Origin of the sequence: Lactimicrobium massiliense, assembly GCF_900343155.1 — a bacterium.
In the GTDB taxonomy this organism is placed as follows: Bacteria; Bacillota_I; Bacilli_A; order Erysipelotrichales; family Erysipelotrichaceae; genus Bulleidia; species Bulleidia massiliensis.
The window spans coordinates 15713-36994 of record NZ_OUNG01000001.1; the positions used below are offsets into that span (position 1 = coordinate 15713).

Annotated in this window: 19 protein-coding genes; 6 read left to right on the forward strand and 13 right to left on the reverse strand. The window is 48.0% G+C overall.

The window, feature by feature from the left end:
- Nucleotides 1–74: 74 nt before the first annotated feature.
- From DHU66_RS00090 to DHU66_RS00105, 4 genes are all read left to right on the forward strand, one after another.
- Nucleotides 75–404 carry a hypothetical protein gene (locus DHU66_RS00090; protein WP_108773882.1) on the forward strand — a complete coding sequence of 110 codons (330 nt, stop codon included), beginning with the start codon at nt 75–77 and terminating at the stop codon, nt 402–404.
- Nucleotides 405–741: 337 nt separating this feature from the next.
- Nucleotides 742–1338: a Holliday junction resolvase RecU gene (gene recU, locus DHU66_RS00095; RefSeq protein ID WP_108773883.1), complete on the forward strand. Its 597-nt coding sequence runs from the start codon at nt 742–744 to the stop codon at nt 1336–1338.
- Nucleotides 1335–4100, forward strand: a complete 2766-nt coding sequence (locus DHU66_RS00100) for a transglycosylase domain-containing protein (RefSeq protein WP_108773884.1) — start codon at nt 1335–1337, stop codon at nt 4098–4100. The genes recU and DHU66_RS00100 overlap by 4 nt, the downstream gene beginning before the upstream one ends.
- Nucleotides 4101–4246: 146 nt before the next feature.
- Nucleotides 4247–5299: an IS1595 family transposase gene (locus DHU66_RS00105; protein WP_108773885.1), complete on the forward strand. Its 1053-nt coding sequence runs from the start codon at nt 4247–4249 to the stop codon at nt 5297–5299.
- 303 nt (nt 5300–5602) lie between these two features.
- On the opposite strand, the gene DHU66_RS00110 is transcribed toward DHU66_RS00105, so the two are convergent.
- From DHU66_RS00110 to parE, 10 genes are all read right to left on the reverse strand, one after another.
- Entirely contained in the window at nt 5603–6907 is a 1305-nt protein-coding gene (locus DHU66_RS00110) for an IS4 family transposase (protein WP_108773886.1), read from the reverse strand.
- Nucleotides 6908–7112: 205 nt separating this feature from the next.
- Entirely contained in the window at nt 7113–7769 is a 657-nt protein-coding gene (gene nth, locus DHU66_RS00115; protein WP_425349053.1) for an endonuclease III, read from the reverse strand.
- Complete coding sequence (locus DHU66_RS00120; RefSeq protein WP_108773887.1) at nt 7751–8290, reverse strand: DnaD domain-containing protein; 540 nt, start codon at nt 8288–8290, stop codon at nt 7751–7753. Before DHU66_RS00120 ends, nth begins: the two co-directional genes overlap by 19 nt.
- Nucleotides 8291–8305: 15 nt before the next feature.
- A complete protein-coding gene (gene rsfS, locus DHU66_RS00125) occupies nt 8306–8644 on the reverse strand; it encodes a ribosome silencing factor (RefSeq protein ID WP_108773888.1) in 339 nt (112 codons plus the stop codon).
- Nucleotides 8637–9455: a bis(5'-nucleosyl)-tetraphosphatase (symmetrical) YqeK gene (gene yqeK, locus DHU66_RS00130; RefSeq protein WP_108773889.1), complete on the reverse strand. Its 819-nt coding sequence runs from the start codon at nt 9453–9455 to the stop codon at nt 8637–8639. Before yqeK ends, rsfS begins: the two co-directional genes overlap by 8 nt.
- Nucleotides 9452–9742, reverse strand: a complete 291-nt coding sequence (gene yhbY, locus DHU66_RS00135; protein WP_108773890.1) for a ribosome assembly RNA-binding protein YhbY — start codon at nt 9740–9742, stop codon at nt 9452–9454. Before yhbY ends, yqeK begins: the two co-directional genes overlap by 4 nt.
- Nucleotides 9743–9746: 4 nt before the next feature.
- Nucleotides 9747–10796 (reverse strand): ribosome biogenesis GTPase YqeH, encoded by a 1050-nt coding sequence (gene yqeH, locus DHU66_RS00140; protein WP_108773891.1) that lies wholly within the window; start codon nt 10794–10796, stop codon nt 9747–9749.
- Nucleotides 10783–11307 carry a YqeG family HAD IIIA-type phosphatase gene (locus DHU66_RS00145; protein WP_167836186.1) on the reverse strand — a complete coding sequence of 175 codons (525 nt, stop codon included), beginning with the start codon at nt 11305–11307 and terminating at the stop codon, nt 10783–10785. Before DHU66_RS00145 ends, yqeH begins: the two co-directional genes overlap by 14 nt.
- Nucleotides 11300–13813, reverse strand: a complete 2514-nt coding sequence (parC, locus tag DHU66_RS00150) for a DNA topoisomerase IV subunit A (protein WP_108773893.1) — start codon at nt 13811–13813, stop codon at nt 11300–11302. The genes DHU66_RS00145 and parC overlap by 8 nt, the downstream gene beginning before the upstream one ends.
- Nucleotides 13813–15732: a DNA topoisomerase IV subunit B gene (gene parE, locus DHU66_RS00155; RefSeq protein ID WP_108773894.1), complete on the reverse strand. Its 1920-nt coding sequence runs from the start codon at nt 15730–15732 to the stop codon at nt 13813–13815. Before parE ends, parC begins: the two co-directional genes overlap by 1 nt.
- Nucleotides 15733–15873: 141 nt before the next feature.
- Here parE and plsY point away from each other — a divergent pair, with 141 nt between their 5' ends.
- Together plsY and DHU66_RS00165 are read left to right on the forward strand one after the other, a co-directional pair.
- Entirely contained in the window at nt 15874–16500 is a 627-nt protein-coding gene (gene plsY, locus DHU66_RS00160; protein WP_108773895.1) for a glycerol-3-phosphate 1-O-acyltransferase PlsY, read from the forward strand.
- Nucleotides 16487–17266: an alpha/beta hydrolase gene (locus DHU66_RS00165; protein ID WP_108773896.1), complete on the forward strand. Its 780-nt coding sequence runs from the start codon at nt 16487–16489 to the stop codon at nt 17264–17266. The genes plsY and DHU66_RS00165 overlap by 14 nt, the downstream gene beginning before the upstream one ends.
- Nucleotides 17267–17278: 12 nt before the next feature.
- Here DHU66_RS00165 and DHU66_RS00170 read toward each other — a convergent pair whose 3' ends face one another.
- The 3 genes from DHU66_RS00170 to DHU66_RS00180 are packed head-to-tail and all read right to left on the reverse strand — an operon-like array spanning nt 17279 to nt 21207.
- On the reverse strand, nt 17279–17929 hold the full coding sequence (locus DHU66_RS00170) for a lysoplasmalogenase (RefSeq protein ID WP_108773897.1): 651 nt from the start codon (nt 17927–17929) through the stop codon (nt 17279–17281).
- Nucleotides 17930–17962: 33 nt separating this feature from the next.
- The gene (locus DHU66_RS00175) at nt 17963–20206 is read right to left on the reverse strand and encodes a hydratase (protein WP_108773898.1); all 2244 of its coding nucleotides are present in this window, start codon (nt 20204–20206) and stop codon (nt 17963–17965) included.
- The gene (locus tag DHU66_RS00180; protein WP_108773899.1) at nt 20203–21207 is read right to left on the reverse strand and encodes an isocitrate/isopropylmalate dehydrogenase family protein; all 1005 of its coding nucleotides are present in this window, start codon (nt 21205–21207) and stop codon (nt 20203–20205) included. Before DHU66_RS00180 ends, DHU66_RS00175 begins: the two co-directional genes overlap by 4 nt.
- Nucleotides 21208–21282 lie beyond the last annotated feature (75 nt).

Genomic DNA, 21282 nt, shown 5'->3' on the forward strand with positions numbered 1-21282 from the left:
ATTCTAATCTTAGTAAAGACATATCAGGAAACAACATTTTACATTCGCACAGCATATTCTTGAGGGAGATTACAATGAAAAAAGTCGTGCAAATCGCTGTTTCAATTACCATGTCACTGTTTCTCGTATTCGCCATTACACCATCATCAGTTTCAGCACAAAGCGGTGAGGGAGTAGACGGATGCAATTACTATTGGAACTACGGATTTTCAAATGCGAAAAGCTGCCGGGCTTGGCTTGATTACAAAGAGCATTCATCCAGACCGGACTGGTCCAATAAATTAGCCGGATGCATAGTATATACTGCGGGATTTACAGCTGCTCAAGCTAAAGTGATGCTAATCACGGACATTAAGCAGGCAATCGTTGTATTAGGAGGAACATTTATCGGATGCATGTTCTAACCAGATATATTGTCTTATTTGCCGCCATGTTTGCGTTAGGAGCACTCCTCTTTGGGATAAAAAAAGGACTGATGCTTTCCACGTTTTCGATTGCTCTTACTGTTCTGGTCAGACTGATCTTTCCAGATCAAAAGTCTGATGGCAAAACCAAAGAATAACCTGATTTATGTTCTTGTTTGCTGATCCATGTCAATCCGGCTGCCAGTAATCAGTATGATCACTGACAGCTTTTTCTCTGACATGAAAATGTGTTTTCTGATTCATCTTTCACGATATTTTCTTTTCTTCCTTAATTATGTGAACACTTGTATAATCTCAATGGTGGCTGATATAAGACATGATTAATTATCCAAATGGCAAAAAGCCTGTGTCCACGATGGCAGCAGATGCCCGTAAGATTTCTGCCAGTGACCGCGGCATGGAGCTTGAAAAAGAGATCAATCTGACGAATAAAACGTATCTTGCCTGTGATCAGGCAGTGATTTATAAAAAGCCGACGCCGGTGACGATTGTCCATGTGGATTATCCCCGCCGCTCTGCCGCCAAAATTACCGAGGCATACTTCAAGCTGCCAAGTACAACTGACTACAACGGCATCTACAAGGGAAAGTACATAGACTTTGAGGCCAAGGACAATCAGCTGCTGACAGCGTTTCCTTTGAAGAGTATTCATCCCCACCAGATTTCACATCTGGAAGCCGTGCTGCGCCATGGTGCCATTGCCTTTGTGATTGTGCGCTTTGTACGGCTGAATGAGACGTTCTATTGTCCGGCTGAATCGTTTCTGTCCTATATTCACCGGGCAGACCGTTCTTCCATCCCCCATGCATGGTTTGCGAAGGAATGTTATCTGATTCCTTCTTCGTATACAAAGCCTGTTGATTATCTGCAGATTGTAGACAGGCTCTATTTCAGTAAAAGGAGTACGACATGAGAAAAAAGAAAGAGAAAGATCCAAATATGCACATCCAGAGAAAGAAGTTTGACTGGTTCAGCTTTCTTACCGTGCTGCTGGCGGTGCTGGTCGGCTTTGAGGCAGTGATTGGCACGGTCGGGATGGTGACGGTCAATGCCATGCTCAAAGACAAACCGACGCTGAATATTGAGGAACTGTATTCGCAGGAATCAACCCGGATCTTTGACAAAGACGGCAACCAGATTTCCGACGTTGGCCAGACGCTGCGTGAGAATGTCACGTATGATGAGATTCCGGAATCTCTGATTGATGCCTTCCTTTCGATTGAGGACTCCCGTTTCTTTACGCACAATGGCTTCGATGTGGCAAGATTTGCTGCAAGTGCCGTGCGCAATCTGAAGAGCGGTTCCGCCTCTCAGGGTGGATCAACCTTCACGATGCAGCTGGTCAAGCTGACTTACTTCTTTACCGATGATGGTTCCACAACTGCCAACCGTGATATTGAATACAAGGTGCAGCAGATTGCATTGGCAATGGAGCTGGAGAAACAGGCCAGCAAGAAGGAAATCTTTGAGCTGTATCTGAACAAGATGAACTTCGGTGGTTCGGGCAATATCCGCGGTGTTGAAAAAGCAGCAGAGTATTACTTCAATAAGCGTGTCACCCAGCTGAATCTTGCTGAGAGTGCCCTGCTGGCCGGCATCATCAATTCTCCTTACTACTATGATCCGATGAATTATCTCGACTATTCCACCCAGCGGCGCAATCAGGTGCTGGATATGATGCTGCGGCATGGCTACATCACCCAGGAAGAACATGATCTTGCCAAGAGCATCAAGGTAGAAGATCTGCTGTATGATCACAGTCAGGATACAGCATCAACCGATGCCGATCCGAACCAGGCATATATCGATCAGGTTCTGACGGAAGCACAGACCATTACCGGTCAGGATCCGCTGACCATTGCCATGGATATTCAGACAGCCATGGATCCTGATGTGCAGAATGAGAGCTATCAGATCTGTGCCGGCAATGTCGATAGCATCGCCTATCCAAGCGACAACATGGAGGTTGGCTTCATCACTGTCAATAACAGTACCGGTGAAATCATTGCCATTGGCGGCGGCCGCAACTACACGACAAACAATTCGGCAATGCTGCTGAACCATGCGACCAGTGCTTATCACAACCCTGGATCCTGTGTAAAACCGTTCTTCTCCTATGCCCTTGCCTTTGAATATCTGGGCTGGGCAACCAGTCATGTGGTTACCGATAAACCTGTTGGTTCCAGTTCATGGGTATTCCAGAACTTTGACGGTGTTTACCATGGTGATGTCACACTGGAATATGCGATCCAGACTTCCCTGAATACGCCTGCCATTCAGGCTCTGCAGGAAGAAATTTCCAAAGTCGGTCTGAATACCGTTGAAGATTATTTCCAGTCACTTGACTTCTCACAATACAGTGCCAGTACATTTGATCTTTCCTGGGCGATTGGCGGCAACCAGTTCACAACCAATCCGGAGGAAATTGCCGGTGCAACATCCATGCTGTATAACGGCGGCAAGTACATCAAGCCGCACTGCATTACAGGCATCACCTACCGTTCCGGCTTTCAGGATCCGATCACGGTATCTGATCTGGATGATTATCAGCCAAAGCAGGTTCTCTCTGATGCGGCTGCGTATCTGTCCGCATACATGATGAACAAAGTTGTCAATTCTTCTGAGTACAACTATGCGCAGATCCTGAAGCGTGATTATCAGACATTTGCCAAGTCCGGCACTTCTGACTATGGCGATGCCGGTCTGGAATATGGCATTCCGGAGGGTGCGCGGAAAGACAAGTGGATGACGTGTGCGACCAGTGAATACACAATTGCCGCATGGAATGGTTTCGATAAAGCCGATGCCAATGAGACATCCTACTTCACGGATGCCTGGGACAGCCTGAATATTCCGGGCAAGATCTGTTCTGATCTGCTGGATACGATGTATTCAGATGGTTCTGCCCCTGCTGATCTGACCAAGCCGGATGATGTTGTTGAGATTACCCATATCAAGGGTGTCTTCCCGTATGTCAAGACAATTGACGGTATGGACAGCAAGTACATCACCACCGGCTATGTCAAGAAAGGCTATGAGACACTCGCTGATCCGGAAAAGGCAAGCTCGATCTCTGATCTTTCCAGCTTCACTGCTTCAATGGCGGATGATGACAATACAGTCCAGTTCAACTGGGCAGCGTATCCAGATACAAGCAAGCTGACCGTTGCTTCAGCGACCAAGGACATCTCACTGAAAGATGGCAATACTGTCATCAAGGCGGCGACCGGTACCCGCATGTTTGATTATTCATGGGTATACGGGCCGATTCAGTACAAGGCAACGGTATCGCAGAATGGCAATAAGCTGGCTGAGATTGCGACTTCTTCGGAAAACTATACACAGGCAATTGACAACCTGGAACCGGAGACGGAAACACAGGTCTGCGGCTATTATGGCTATGAGAAGCTTGGCGGTGACGGCCAGCAGGTATGTACAACCTTTACCTCACCGGAAGCCAAGTTTACCCTGCCGGCATCTGGTACTTATGATGAAATCAAAGCATGGCTGCAGACCAATGGCCTCAGTGTAAAGAAGATTTCAGAAGAACATACAGATGGCAAGGAAACGGTTGGTCAGGTAACCATTACGGATGGATCCGGCAATGATGTGACCGGGCAGAAGCTCAAGCGCAGTGCCTTCAGCAGCTGCACGATTACCGTGATTGCGGATTAACGGCAGACAGATTCCAGACTCCCCTGGCATACGGCCAGAGGAGTTTTTTTTGCATGACGCTATTTTCAAATAAATAGTTGATGTACCCGAACAAGTACATCAAGTTAATATCTATAACTTATCATGACTTCAGTTGAGGTGATGATATGCTCGTTAATCAGAATTTCCTGAATTCTTTATCTCCTGTCGAAATTGAATTCATTCGTGTTGGTTTAGAAAAGCTATTCAGAGAGAAAGTAAACTGTACGACAACAAATTACGAGAATCTCTCTTTGCATGTTGAGAAATGTCCTCATTGTGGTTCAACTCACTTTGTTAAGAATGGCTTTAACCCACATAATCGTCAGAAATACAGATGTAAAAAATGCAAATCTGTTTTTATGGCAACAACAGGTACGATGTTTACTCATTCCAGAACAAGCTTTGATATCTGGACTACTTTTATCTCTGGCGAGCTTAACGGAATGACTCTGACTCAGCAGAGTGTAGCTACAGGCTTATCAGTTACTACCTGCTTCAACATGCGTCACAAGTTATATCAGGCTGCAGCAAAGATTCAGAATAATGTGGTCTTAAGTGGAAATGTTGAATTGGATCCTACTTATACCAAAATCAACCTGAAAGGGACCAGGAAGGATAAAATGCCAAGATTCAGCAAACAGCGTGGAAAGCATCGCCGTCATTCAACCAAGCGTGCTTTACCTGGCACCAGCCATCACAAGATCTGCCTGGTAACAGCTATTGATGAGCATGACAATATTCTCTTTAAAATTGGAGGATTAGGCAGAGAGAGTGCAGAAATTCTGAATCAATACAGCTCTCACTTCGCAGCGCATTCAACAATTATCAGTGATGACAGCCATAGCATTCAAACTTTCGTGGGCGATAATCACTTCAACAGTGACATTATTCCATCTAACGGTTATTTAACACCAAAGGGCAATACAGTATCTGAAGTAAACGAGCTTCACTCTGAGCTAAAAAACATGATCAGGCAGAAACATGGTATCAGCACAAGACATCTCCAGGGTTATTTGAATTGGATCGTCATGAAGAAATATTTAAAGTACAGGCTGGACATGCGCAAATGGAAATCAGAAGCATACATGGAAACAATGTTTGAACAGATTCCATTTACCTGTGCGGAGATCCCAAAGCTTAAAATGCCAATTAACCTCTATGAGGCATATAGCTCATGATATTTTGGTGTTTACAGCCTCATCAACTAAATCTTTGAAAATAGCGTTGCATGAAAAAAGACTTCCTGTCTGGACAATGTCATTAAGATAAGCTCATGAAAGTGATATTGAGATTTTGACCCGTTAAGTTAAGAAGCTGGATGAAGAATAATAATGTTATTCTTCAGGACTCAGCTTCTTTTTTGATCAGCTCTTAGAGGACAATCCAGAGGTTCTCAAAAAGAAGGCATGACGAAAACATCTTTTGAGCAATCTGTCACTTTATCATTGAATCCAAAGGCTGACCTCGTATAATGAAGTTGCTTAGGCAGCTCTATAGAGTGACAGTCTTGCTGGTTGTGACTTTATATTGCGCTTGAACTTTCTTCCTGGTCGTACGGGACTCAGGAAGTTTTTTATTCTGTCTATGAATGCTTTTGTCGTAATAAGCTTCTTCAGGAATAATCGCGCATTCGTAACGGCAGGCTTAAAAGCAATCTGATACGTCCATTTTCTGCCATCCTTTTCTACCGGCACAGCATTGATCAGAAGCTGGGTGTAGTTGTACATGATGAGAGCGGCATAGATTTCCTGTCTTGCGTTTTTCTGCTTGATTGAATTGAAGTAAACCATGTTTGTATCGTATTTCAAGTGGCGGAATGCACCTTCAATCTCCCAGCGCATATGGTAAAGTTCCTTAAGCTCAGTGATGGAAAATTCATCTTTGGGCAGATTCGTAACCAGGCACTCATAAGTACCGTCCGTGATTTTGAAACGGGCGACACGGAAAGTCATATTGTAGAACGGATGATCAAAATCCAGATAACTGAAATTTACGTTTGATGGCAGGAATACGTATTTCTGCTTGTTTTGCTTGATCTCTTTCGTCTGGCTTCTTGTCAATATACGAGTGATATCTCGATCGAATTCTTCATCTGGCAGATCAATGGCAGATAAGATCCCGCTGCTGAATATATCCTTTATACGAATGGCGAAGTGAATGCTGTTTTCAAGCATATAGGCAAGCAGCTCATAGCTTTCGTAGCCGCGGTCAGCAGTAATAATCGTTTTGGCTGGCAGATCATGGGCTTTAAGCATATCAAGCAGAGCGCCTTTCTCATGAGACTTCTGTTTCGTATCTATCATAGCGTCTGTATATACGCGATTCAGAACGTCATACAGAGCATTGAGATGAAGCTGATTGTAGCCCTGGCTGTTCTCATCATTCTTCAGAAATGTCTCTGGATCATCAGGGTTATAAGGGATACGTACATCTGATCCATCACAAGCGAATACACGATAGCCTTTGAAGAATCTGGTTCCAGGAATGTTTTCAGTCATTAAGTGCATTACTCTTTCAAGAGCTTCGGGATCGAGCTTTGAACGCTGCTGGCAGAAAGCTGAAGCAGACGGCGGGACTTTGGAAACAAAGAAATCAGAGAGTTCCTGGTTTAATGCCTTGGCCTGTTTCTGGATAAGGAAGCGAATCAGAATACCAGCGGGCAGTGCACGTATCCGAGTGAAGTCAACACCTGGCTGCGTACAATAGCAGCTTATATTTTGCTCGACCATATCAATGGCCTTGGCTAAAATGTCATCTACGCACTTAACAGAATCAATGGAAATCATAATGAATTTTTCCTCCTACAATTTCCTTCGGATTGTGTAAAAAAGGCTGATTTTTGGCTGTCAAGTGTTTTTTAGAAAATCATCCAAAAAAATACGGACCTTTTGGCCATCAAAAAAAACGCCTTGTATTCTTACAAAATACAAAGCGTTTCAATCATCAAGCCCTAACTTAATGACATTGCCTGTCTGGAAGCCTTTCATTTGCTCATTTTGCTTTCTTGCGAAGATACAGACAGATGCCTGTAAAGGGACACTGCTTGCATGCCGGGTGCTGGGCATGGCAGAGGTAGCGGCCAAAGAAGATCATCTGGTGATGGGCCTGAATCCATTTGTCACGAGGGATCTTGCGTTTCAGTTTGCGTTCCACATCCATCAGGCTGTCATCTGCTTTGGCAAGGCCCAGTCTTTTGGCAATGCGGTTGACATGGGTATCTACTGCCAGAGCCGGGACATTGAAGCATTCTGACAGGATGACATTGGCACATTTGCGGCCAATCCCTGGCAGAGAAGTCAGATCCTTCATATTATCCGGTACTTTGCCGTCAAAGCGGTCCACGATGCCTTTGGCCATGCCCTGTATGGATCTTGCCTTATTGCGGTAAAGGCCAAGCGACTTGATACAGTCCGCAATCTCATCCAGACTGCCATTGGACAGCGCATAGACATCCGGGTATTTGGCAAACAACGCAGGTGTAACCCGGTTTACCGATGCATCGGTTGTCTGGGCAGACAGCACCACTGCCACTGCCATCTGATAGTTGTCCTCATGAACAAGCTCACAGCGTGCATTGGGAAACAGTTTTCCCATTTCATCCAGAATTTCCACTGGCGTCATATGTTCCATCAGTGTGACAGCTCCCATTCCATCTTCTCAGCGGTCATGCCTTTCTTCTGCCAGTCAGAAAGAATCTTGTCAACATAGGCAATGGACAGCTGCTGGTAGGCACTGGCCTGCCGCAAAGCATACAGGATCAGCCGCTTGTCAATGGTCCGGTTCCACTCACTGATCTTTTCCATTTCCCTTGGATTCAGTGTGCGGCCGAATTCTGTCTCAAACGCATCAAACAGCGACGCATCCATCAATCCTGCCTCTTTGGCGGTATCTGCCTCAAACAAACCATCCAGACTCCAGACAACCCCGCTTCGGCTGACCTTGATTTCCAGATACTTTCTGGCACACAGCAGAGAAACAGCTTCATCCACTTCTTCCTTTTTCATCTTCGTCTTGGCAGCCAGGCTCTCCATGGTGACAGGAATCCTTTTTTCATTGTTGAAATCAATCACCAGGACAAGAATTGCCTCCTGGGCAGACAGATCCAGCAGCTCGAGATGGTCCAGAATCCAGTCACGGTGTGAAACAAAACGTTCCTGATACCACTTCATAACCAAAAAACTGACTCAGCTTTCATAGCGCTGCTGCGGCTGATCCGCCCACAGTTCCTCCAGACGGTACTGCTTTCTTGTCTCTTCGGTAAAGATATGAACGACCACTTCACCAAGATCCAGCAGCACCCATGTACTGCCCGAAGTTCCTTCTCTGCTCTTGACTTCATATCCCTGCTTTTCAGCTGCATCCTGCACATAGTCAGCCAGGGCGTTTGCCTGGCGCACATTGGCAGCAGTGGCAATGACAAATGCATCCGTATACGGTGATACAGCTCTCATATCAACCGTGACAATATCCTTAGCAAGCTTATCGCTCAGCGTTTTTACTGTTAAATCCAAAAGCTCAGACATCCAAGCCCTCCTTTTCTTCCCTGTATGCCTTTGATTCCTGCATGATTAATGCCGCAGCCTGATCCAGATCCTGCAGGGCAAGATTCATTTCCTTGGTTGTGTCATAGCCGCGTCCCGGCTCAATCTTATCCGCAATATACAGCACCTTGTCCAGATCGCTCTGGCCATCTCCCAGCGTATGATGAGCTATGGCATGCAGGATGCGATCATCATGCAGATCAAGCTGCTGGCGGCAGAAAACAACCGCTGTATAGCTGTGCCAGATCTTTGGTGACATCGTAAGCCACTCTGGCATATCTCTGGCAATGACCTTTCTGCTTTTCGCATCGGACCATGCCTTGGTCACATCATGCAGCAGGCCTGCCTTGTATGCTTCAAGAGGATCCATATGATGGGCAATGGCAATGGTTCTGGCTGTTTTCGCGACCCCAACGGAATGTGTATAGCGGTGCGGCTTGCAGTTCGCCCTGGCAACACACTCATAGTACCAGCCGTTTTCATTCATGATCTGGCGGACAGCTTTAGGTGCCAGAAAGAAACTGCCGGTACGCACCTTCTCTTCATCTTTTTCTGCATCATCATACGAATAGACTTTATCTTCCTTGCGTACCTGATCACACAGTTCCAGATGTCTGTAAGGCGCTATGGCTGTTTCCAGCATCTTTCTTCTTGCAGCCATGGTGCATATGCCATTGCCAAACGGCACCAGAAACAGTGTGGAAAGCCCATGCTTTTTGACAAGATGCTTGGCATAGTCCAGCTCAGAAGAAGTGATGGGATCAAAGGGACAGATCAATACAGCTTTCTTCATGGCAGCAGGATCACCGGCTCCTTTGCCTTCTTATACAGAATGATGGTACGGCCAATGATCTGCACAACCTCACTTTTTGTATGCATGGCCAGATCAAACGCAAGTTCTTTCAGGTCATCATTCGGACATGACTTTAATACACTGATCTTGACAAGTTCTCTTGCTTTCAGCGCTTTGCCAACCGTATCAATGAGTGTATCACTGAGGCCATCTTTACCAATCTGAAAGATTGCCCGCTCTGTCTGCGCCAGAGAGCGCAGATAGGATTTCTGTTTTCCATTCAGCATCTTATTACAGCATCGCCTTTCTAAACGTTACATTCACATCATCAGGTGCCATGACGCGCACCCCGTCCATCTGTCCGGACACACACATCCAGCCAAGACCGCCGATCACGGCATCCATCTTGGCCATATGCTTGCCAGAAGACACTGTGCGAAATTTCTTCTGCAGCGGCACCGGCACAAATAATTCACCATAATGTTTTTCGAACAGTTCCTGGGCATGGTCTGCCTTGCAGCGGTGAATTCCAAGGCCATCCGACAGATAGAATACCGCAGTGGCATGATCACAGCCAAGTACATCAAAGCGGGCCAGGCCGCCGATGATGAATGACTGATCCCTGTTCACCTGGTAAATCTGCGGCTTGATGGTTCTGGCAGGCAGAATGGTCTTGAGGTCTTCTTCCCTGACATCCATCAGGATACTGCCGGTGATTTCAATACCCGGCGTATCAATGTATGTCTGTCCATCAATTTCCAGACGGTTGAAATCAAGGGTTGTACCGGGATAGCGGGAACTTGTCAGCAGAGTCTTGCCAAGCATATTGTTGAGCAGTGTACTCTTGCCAGCATTTGCCCTGCCCATGACAACAACATCACGGCCATGGGCATACATATTCACGGCATCTTTGATTTCCTGCACACCCTGCCCATGCAGGCGGGAAGTCAGAATCAATCCCTTGATGTGAATGCCCTCTTCCTTCAGTCTGGCAAACACAAACCTGGCAACCTTTTCATGATTCAGTGTATCCGGCAGAATATCGCGCTTGGCGGCCACCATGATGATGTCATCTGTATTGATGCGCCTGTTCAATGATGGAATCAGGCTGGCCTCAAAGTCAAACAGATCCACCACCCACAGAACAAGTGCGTTCATGGAAGCAATTCTATCCAGAACCGTATCAGGATCAATGCCTTTGCGCATGGAAACCGTCAGGTCATCATAATGCATCAGGCGGAAGCAGCGCTGGCAGTATTCGCTGTCTTTTTTCGGGGTATAGCCCGGAGCGGAGGGGTCATCATACTGCAGTGTGATGCCGCATCCCTTACAATTTGCCATAATATTCTCCTCTTTGTGGAATGTGATGGTCCAGATGCTGCAGAATGCCTGCCATCATGCGGTTCATTCTGCCAAACATATGATCTTTTTCAGACAGCGGATCAACCAGAATCGTCAGCATGCCCATCTGGTTGCCGCCAAAGATATCCGTCAGAATCTGATCACCGATCACAGCTGTTTCCTGCGGGCTGCAGTGATACCTGCGCAATACTTTCCTGAATCCACGTGGCAGCGGCTTCAGCGAAAAAGGATAGCAGGCAATCTGCAGCTGCTCACAGCGGCTGCGGGTGATTCTGGACACATTGTTGGAAACAACAACCGGCATAATTCCTTCTTTGCGCAGGGCATCAATGAAACGGTGAGCCTGTGCAGGCACAACCATTTCACAGGAAGGAATCAGCGTATTGTCCATATCAATAACAGCCAGACGGATTCCGCGTGCTTTGAGCCTGGCAGGATCAATACTGCTCATATTCTGAATATAGAAATCCGGATGAAACTGGTTACCCATTTTTGACTCCGTCATCAAACAGGCTGATCTTCTCCACATCATCATGGACATCCTGTTGTTCCCCTTCAGGATAATCGATGATGCGGCACTCTTCAATTCCTTTTTGAATCAGGAAGCCCGGATGCAGATCCACAGTCTGGCTGAAACCAGTATCACTCTTTTTCAGCGGGATCTCTGATGCCGGTATTTCATGTACCGCCGGATCCGTGAAAAGGATGGTGCTGCCGGCATCCACGGCCATGTTACGGTACAGCACAGATGGATTGGTTTTGTTCTTCTTGCAGATCAGACTGCCGCGGGCAGGTCTTGAAAGTTCTGCAATCTCTTCTATTTTGATACGCTTGAGACCGCCCATTGCAGTGGCAAACAGCACCGTGTGGCAGCCCGGATGCACGGCACATCCATATGCAAGTGCATCTTTCTGGCCAAAGGACATCGCCTTGACGCCCTTGCTGCGGATGCCGGTGGATGGAATCTGATCAACACTGAACTGATAGGCATAGCCCTGCCTGGATACCATTGCCAGCTTGTCATTTTCATATACGCAGAAGGCATCCAGAAGCTGGCTTTCTGCACCAATATTCATACATGGCATCACTTTGGAATTGCGGTCCACCTTGAACAGAGATACCGGCGTCTTCTTGATATAGCCGCCGCTGGAAACTGTCACAATGGAAGCATAGGTATGGAAGTCTTTGACCAGGATCGCCGCAATGATCTTGTCATCGCCTTCAATACGGACCACTTTGTTCAGATGCATGCCGATATCTTTCCATCTGCCCTCTTCAATCTGCCATACCGGCAGGCAGGCATAGTTGCCATGGCTTGTAAACAGCAGCAGTGTATCAACAGTATCACACTGCATGGTGCCAACCAGCATATCGCCTTCCTTCAGACCGGTCGGCTGATCCTGCACGGCACGGTAGGAGCGCAGAGATACACGCTTGATGTACGAATCTCTTGAAACTGTGACAACAACGGTCTCATTGGCAATCATGGAAGTCTTGTCAATGACAAGCTGCGATACTTCATCCTCAATGACGGTACGGCGAGGATCGTCATATTCCTTCTTCACATCCCGCAGTTCTCTGACAATCACAGCATTCAGCATCGCCGGGTTCTCAATGATGGCCTTGGTATCTTCAATCTGGTTGACAAGCTCGGCAAACTCCTGGCGCAGCTGCACGATGTCTGTATTGCTCAATCTGTACAAGCGGAGTGACACAATGGCTTCTGCCTGCGGCTCATCAAAGCCGAAGGAAGCCATGAGATTCTTTTTCGCATCTGCTTTATCACGGGAAGCACGAATGATACGGATAATCTCATCCAGGATCGAGACTGCTTTCATCAGTCCTTCGATGATATGGCATCTGGCTTCCATGCGGTTGAGCTCATAGTGAGAGCGGCGCAGCACAACTTCTCTGCGGAAAGCGATAAAAGCATCCAGCAGGCCGATCAGTCCAACCTGTACCGGCCGCTTGTCAATGATGGCAACATTGTTGTAGGAGTAATAAATCTGCAGATCTGTGTTCTTGTACAGATAATTCAATACCATTTCAGCATCGACATCCTTGCTGACATCAATCACGATGCGCAGACCATTGCGGTCAGATTCATCGCGGACATCCATGATGCCGTCAATGTCTCTGGACAGACGGATTTCATCTATTTTCTTAACAAGCTGTGCCTTGATCACTTCATACGGAATCTCTGTGATGACGATCTGCTGACATGTTCTTGCATCGACGATCTGGCATTTGCCCCGTACCACGATTCTGCCTCTGCCGGTCGCAAACGCTTCCTTGATTCCTTTGGCACCCTGCACAATACCGCCGGTAGGAAAATCAGGACCGGGAATAATCTCGATCAGATCATCCAGTGTGCAGTCCGGGTTATTCAGACGGTATATGGCCGCATCCACGACCTCACCCAGGTTGTGGGGCGGCATGTTGGTGGCATAACCGGCAGCGATGCCGGTTGCACCATTGACAAGCATGACCGGAAAAGGCACTGGCAGTACGGTTGGCTCATTCTCAGTATCATCAAAGTTCGGTGCCATCTCCACAGTATCTTTGTCCAGATCATCTTCCATGACCTGGGTAACCTTGGCAAGACGCACCTCGGTATAACGCATAGCCGCAGCCGGGTCATCATCAATGGAGCCGTTGTTGCCATGCATATCAATCAGCGGCAGCCGCACCTTCCAGTCCTGCGACATACGCACCATGGCATCATAAACCGATGTATCACCATGGGGATGATAGTTACCAATCACAAGACCAACCGTTTTGGCTGACTTGCGGTACGCATGATCCCAGGTATTGCCATCATGATACATGGCATACAGAATACGCCGCTGTACTGGTTTCAAACCATCTCTGGCATCCGGCAGAGCACGTTCCTGAATGATGTACTTGGCATAGCGGCCAAATCCACTGCCCATGATATCTTCAAGCAGTTCCGGAATGTATCTGGTCTTGTCTTCTATTTTTTTCTTCTTTGCCATTACTCCTCCACCTTGAAGTTATCTTCCAGCGTAAATGAAATGTTATCCTCAATCCATTTGCGGCGCTTCTCCGCTTTGTCACCCATCAGCACAGAAACACGCTTGTCGGCCATGGAATTATCATCAATGCCAACCCGGATCAGTGTTCTGCTTTCCGGATCCATGGTTGTCTCCCACAGCTGGGTTGCATTCATTTCACCAAGTCCCTTGTACCGCTGAATCTCACACTTGCCAAGTTTTCTGCGCAGTGCATCCAGCTCATCATCACTGTAGCAGTAAGTGCTCTGCTTTCCTTTTGTGACTTTATACAGCGGCGGCAGGGCAATGTATACCATGCCATGTTCCACCAATGGCCGCATATAGCGGTAAAAGAAGGTCAGCAGCAGAATCTGGATATGGGAGCCATCATCATCCGCATCGGTCATGATGATGACTTTGTTGTAGTTGCTCTCCTGCCAGTCAAAGTCAGCACCAACACCAGCGCCAAGTGTATAGATCAGGGTATTGAGCTCTTCATTTTTCTCAATATCCTGCATCGTGCATTTTTCTGTGTTCAGAACCTTTCCACGCAGAGGCAGAATAGCCTGATAGCGGGAATCTCTGCCCTGTTTGGCAGAGCCTCCGGCAGAATCACCCTCAACCAGGAACAATTCTTTGATGGAAGTATCTTTGGTCTGGGCAGGTGCCAGTTTGCCAGAAAGGACTCTTTCCTGACGTGAGGAGCGTTTGCCTTTGCGGGCATCATCGCGGGCTTTGCGGGCTGCTTCCCTGGCCTGGGCTGCTTTCATCATCTTGCGCACCAGCATGTCTGACTGGCTGCGGTTTTCTTCCAGCCAGAAAGCAAGCTTGGCTGAAACGACATCATCCACGGCACTCTTTGCCTGCGGTGTGCCAAGTCTGCCTTTGGTCTGACCTTCAAACTGCAGAATTTCCTCCGGAATGGACACTGAAAGAATTGTTGTCAGGCCTTCCCGCACATCGGAGCCTTCCAGGTTCTTGTCACGTTCTTTCAGCAGGCCGTATTTTCTGGCAAAGTCGTTGACGGCCTTGGTGAACGCAGTCTTGAAACCAACTTCATGTGTACCGCCGTCAGGCGTACGCACCAGGTTGACAAAGGAATATGTGTTTTCCTGATAGCCATCATTATACTGAAATGCCACATCCACATGGATTCCCTGAGAATCACCGGAGAACTTTACCGGTGGCATGAGCACTTCCTTGTCTTCATGCAGATAGTCCAGGAATGAGATCAGACCATCCTGATAGCAGAACACTTCTTTGGCTTCCCGATGGGGCCGCTTGTCTTCCACTTCGATCGTGATGCCTGACAATAGAAAGGCTTCTTCCCTTGCTCTTTCAGCCACGACATCAAATTTGAAATCTACAGTCTGAAAGATGGTGGAATCCGGTTTGAAGCGCACGATCGAACCGGAGCGTTTGGTCTTGCCAAGCTTCTCCAAAGGTCCTACCACAGAACCGCCTTTGGAAAACTTCATACGGACCAGCTCGCCATCATGGGCCACTTCGACGGTGAGCCACTCACTGAGGGCATTGACAACAGAGGCACCGACGCCATGCAGGCCGCCGGCTGTCTTGTATCCACCCTGGCTTGTGAACTTGCCGCCGGCATGCAGCACGGTAAAAATGACTTCCAGCGTATTTTTGCCGCTGGGATGGGTGCCGATCGGCATGCCGCGTCCTTCGTCTGCCACCGTACAGGATCCATCCTTCTCGAGTGTGATCGTAATCTTTTTGCCATAGCCGTTGATTGCTTCATCGACGGCATTATCCACAATTTCCCAGATCAGATGATGAAGGCCATGGGCATCCGTAGAGCCAATATACATGCCCGGGCGCCTTCTGACCGGTTCCAGTCCGGTCAGAATCTGTATGCTGTCATCTTCGTATTTTCCTGTCATATCTTCCTCACTTCAAACATATGGATTGTATCACGCGTTCTATGCTGACAATGCCAATATCATACCACGGCACTTCAACCATCACAGAATGAATCCCAGCCGCCACCCCAGTATGATAAAATGTCTGTCGGAGGTCGCAATATGAAAGTATTTCTTGTCATGCTCATCAGCTACCTGTTCGGCTCGATCCCCTGGGGCCTTGTCATCGGCAAAGTATTTTATCACAAAGATATCCGAAAGGAAGGCTCCGGCAATATTGGCGGCACAAATGCCGGCCGTGTTCTTGGCAAGCCGGCAGCGATATCCGTTACCCTTCTGGATGCCTTTAAAGCTTTTATTTCCATGTGGATTGCCAGCATGATTGATCCAAGTGCCATTCTGCTCGCAGGACTGGCCTGTGCCATCGGCCACTGCTTCCCGGTCTTTGCCCAGTTCAAGGGCGGCAAAGCCGTCGCCACAGCCTATGGCTACTTCCTTGGCATTACCGTCTTCATTACCCACGCCTGGTTCTGGAACTTCTTCTGGCCGATCATTCTGTTCTTTGCCATTCTGTATTTCACCAGGATTGTTTCTATTTCTTCCATTTCAGCAGTTGGCATTGAAGCCATCACAAGTCTGATTGTCAACCGCAGTCATATTCTTGTCTTTATATGCCTGCTGATTCTCTGGCTGTTGATCACATACCGCCACAAGGCAAATCTGATCCGCGTCAAAAACGGCACGGAAAGCCGGATCAAATGGATGGGTGAGCGCCATGGGAACCGTTGAAGAATTTTCACTGGATATTGCCCCTTTTACACAGTCACCGCGCAAAATCTGGGTTTATCTGCCTGCTTCCTATGCATCATCACATAAGAAGTATCCGGTACTCTATATGTTTGACGGTCATAATCTGTTTTTTGATGAAGTCGCAACCTATGGCAAATGCTGGGGCATCCGCGAGTATCTCGACAAATCTGGACTGGATCTGATTGTTGTCGGACAGGATTGCAATCACATCGGCAATGGCCGCATGGATGAATACTGCCCTTTCAGGCCGGTGAAGATCAAAGGCTGGGAAGATACGCAGAAAAAAGGTGATATCACAGCAGAATGGTTTGTGAATGTCCTCAAGCCTGCAATTGAAAAGCGGTACCGGGTCAGCAGTGACCGGAATCATGTTGGAATCGGCGGTTCCTCGATGGGCGGCCTGATGACAGATTACATGGCAGCCCGCTATTCAGATGTCTACAGTAAGTTTGCCTGCATATCACCGGCAACCGAGTTTGCCTATAAACGCAGCCTGTCCTTGATCAGGACTTCAAAGATTAATCCAAAGACACGTATTTACCGCTCCTTTGGTGCGGAAGAGGTCAAAAGCAGAAAGACAGAGATGAAAATGATTTCCAGGCTGATGGATCTTTCCAATGCCTTTGCGGATCATGGCTGTCTTGTGCATAACCGCATTATTGTCAATGGCGGCCATAATGAAGCCACCTGGGAAACCATTGTCCCGGAGATGATTGCCTTCCTGTTTCCTGAGCTGAATGCCTGATGGCATTCTTTTTTATGCAAGCAGGATGCCAAGCATGATCAGATACTGGGCGGGCACATAGGTTTCCATGACGCCATGGATATCGGGATTGCCAAAACGCTCCCACGCAACCAGCGTATCGGAGATGACAAAGATGATCGATCCCACAAAGGCCAGAGCAGAACCAGCAGAGGGATGCACGCTCACGCTGCACAAAGCACAAAACGACATGAAGGCAATGACACAGAGATAGATCAAACATGGCAGATGCAGCTTCTTCTCCATGCCAGGCCACAATCCGCGCATAATCATGCAGGCATAGGCTGCATAGACCGGCAGTGAAAGAAATACCAGGGCCGGGACATGAGATGGCTGGATGACATGCAGGAAATGAATGCTGTAAAACACATGGCCAAGCAGAAAAGAAACAAGGCCAACCACAAAATGGGGATCATCGTCCTTTAACAGAAACAGATCACCAATCCACCCTGCCATCAGTCCGCACAGCAGGAAAAGATCTGGATGATGATGCAGCAGTAAGCAGAACAGGACATAAATCAGGGCGGTGCATGGCATCAGCAGTCCCTTTGACCAGCGGCGGCTGCCATGGTACTTGTGATGCAGATCAAGCATCCAGAAAATAAACAAAGCGATGTGTGCAGTGATCAATCCAACAGTCAACATAAAAAGGACAGTTCTCCTGTCCTTTATTATAGACTATTCAGCATGCTGTTTTTCATGAAGACTGCGGTAATAGTTGATCAGGCAGCCATCTGCCAGGATCTCTCTTTCATCTTCACTGAGATCGCCTGTTTCCACTGTCAGCGGATCCACCTTTTCATTCTGCCATACCCATGCCTGATATGGCAGATTCTGCAGCAGTGCCTGACGGGCATTTGTGATCAGCACCCAAGCGCCTTTTGGCAGCTGTGTCCCGGCATCTGTAACAAACGGAATCATGCCCCAGTTAATACAGTTGGAGCGATAACGCTTGGTCGCATACTCTTTTGCAAAATTAGCTGCGCCGCCCAGTACTCTTTGACAGGAGGCAGCCTGTTCGCGGGCAGAACCATCTCCTGGCTTTCTGGCATAAATGGCAGAACCAATGCTCAACCCGGCAGGATCAACATGAATGCCGTGCTGGGCAAAGGCAGAAAGGACGTTTTGAATCTCAGAAGCAGACGGATCATTTCTGATCTCTCTGATCTGCCTGGCCTGGCTGACGTAGTCCGGATCTCTTCTTGACAGGGTAAACTGTGCGAGACGTTCCGGATTGGAGCGGAAGGAAGATGTTTCTCCGCTTGGAATCAGTTCATCTGTTGTGGTAACCGGATCATCCAGGTGGCTGACAACCTTTACAAGCAGGCTGTCTTTTAATGCCGGCTGCTGCGGCCAGTCTTTGATGTTTGGCCCAAACCGCAGCTGGTAGGCAGGGTCTGCTTTCTGCCAGCCGTTATACACGCGCTTTGTATAAATAGATCCATCGAATGTATATGGCTGAATGGCAGGTGCTGCAGAGATTTCTTCATCCGCCGCCGTCAGAATGCCCTGATGCACTGCCGTTGCTGCAATGGAGCGGGCATCCATCAGGCCGACGGAAGCAAGCTGTCCCTCGGTTGGCTTGGAGCCTTCACGGTTCGGGAAGTTGCGGGTTGTATGGCGGATGGAGAATTCACCATTGGCAGGTGTTTCCCCTGCCCCAAAGCATGGTCCGCAGAATGCTTCACGGAAGATGCCGCCGGCCGTGATGATCTTGTCCACGGCACCATTTTCAACAAGTCCTTTATACACCGGCATGGAATCCGGATATACGGAAAGCCGGAATTCACCGCAGCCGGTATCATGTCCGGCCAGTATCTCAGCAGCTTCATAAATGTTTTCATATGTGCCGCCGGAACAGCCGGCAATAATGCCCTGATCGACATGAATTCTTCCCTGATCATCAATGTGGGAAACAAGATCCATCTTCACAGCACCATTGAGCTGCTTGTTTGCCCTGTCCTGTGCTTCCTTCAGATACTTGTATGGGTCGCGTTTGAGCTCTTTGATTGGCAGTGCATAGGATGGATGCATCGGCAGTGCAATCATGGATGTGATTTCATCCAGATCCAGGTCAATGCAGCGCTGGTAATACGCACCATCTTCGATGCGCAGCGGCTTATATGCCTCAGGCCGGCCGTGTCTTGCAAAATAGTCCGCTGTCCTGTCATCGGTTTCCCAGATTGATGAAAGACACGTTGTTTCGGTTGTCATGACATCGATGCCATTGCGGAATTCCTGTGACAATGAGGCAATGCCCGGGCCGGCAAATTCCATGACTCTGTTTTTGACAAAGCCATTGGCATAGACTGCCCCGCACAGAGCAAGCGCAACATCGTGCGGTCCAATACCTGGTTTCACTTTGCCATGGACATAGACAAGCACCACTTCCGGCATCTTGAGTTCATAGCGGCAGTTGACAAGCTGTCTTGCCAGTTCACCGCCGCCTTCTCCGATTCCCATTGTGCCAAGGGCACCATATCTTGTGTGGGAATCTGATCCCAGAATCATTCTGCCGCAGCCTGACATCATTTCACGGTTATAGCTGTGAATGACAGCCAGTCCAGGCGGGACATAGATACCGCCGTACTTATGGGCAACAGACAGGGCAAACTGGTGATCATCTTCATTGATTGTGCCTCCGACTGCACACAGCGTATTGTGGCAGTTGGTCAGAACATATGGCACCGGGAAACTCTTCATGCCGGAAGCACGCGCAGTCTGGATGATGCCAACGTAGGTAATATCATGAGATGTCAGGGAGTCGAAGCGGATATGCAGCAGCGATGGATCCTGATGGTCATCATGCTCACGCAGAATCTTTGCGGCAATGGTTTTCCTGACTGCTTCGTTTTGATCATCAGGTTCTTTTATTACAGGTCTGCCATGTTCAATGACAACACCCTTGTCAATCAGTTTCATTTTCCACTCTCAATCCTTTCTGCAAGTGCTTTGGTAAAGGCTTTTGTGCCAGCTGTACCGCCCAGGTCCCTTGTGCGGTATGTACCTTCTTCCAGCAGATCCCTGATCGCGTTCTTCAGCAGTTGTGCTTTGTCATCCATACCGGCATCTTCCAGCAGCATTCCCAGTGCCATCAGAATCGCACATGGATTGGCAAGATCCTTACCGGCGATATCCGGTGCTGAGCCATGAACTGCTTCGTATACTTTGACCGTATCACTGATATTGGCACTTGGCGCAAAACCAAGGCCGCCGACAAGACCGGCACATAGATCACTGATGATATCGCCATAAAGATTTTCACTGACCACAACATCAAACTGGGATGGATCCGTGACAACCTTCATGCAGAAAGCATCGACAATCACATCATTGGCTTCGATATCCGGATAGTCTTTTGCCGCCTGATAGAACGCTTCCCGGAACATGCCATCGGTCAGCTTCATGATATTTGCCTTGTGTACACATGTCACCTTATGGCGGTAATGGCTGCGGGCATAGTCAAAAGCAAACCGTGCAATCCGCAGAGATCCTTCTCTGGTGATCACCTTGATGCCATGGGCAGTATCTGCATCATACATGTATTCAATGCCGCGATACAGATCTTCTGTATTTTCACGGACAATGACCAGATCCACATTATCATATCTTGTCTTTACACCGGGCATGTTATGGACAGGGCGCAGATTGGCATAAGCCGAAAAATGCTGACGGATCTGCACATTGATTGAACGGAAGCCTGTTCCGATCGGCGTTGCCGTTGGCCCCTTCAGGGCATAGCCTGCCTGTTCAATTGCCTCATACAGGCCGTCCTGCATCAGTTTTCCGCTTTTCTGATAGTAGTCAGCACCAGCCTGATATGTTTCAAAAACGATGCCTGTATGCAGGGCATCTGAAACCGTCTGCACACTCTGTGCAATCTCAGGTCCAATCCCGTCACCGGGAATCAAAACGACTTTCATTACCGTCACCCTCGCTTTTCTCTGTGTCTTATCTTACTCCGTTTTCATATCTTACACGAATTTTCATGCTCTTGA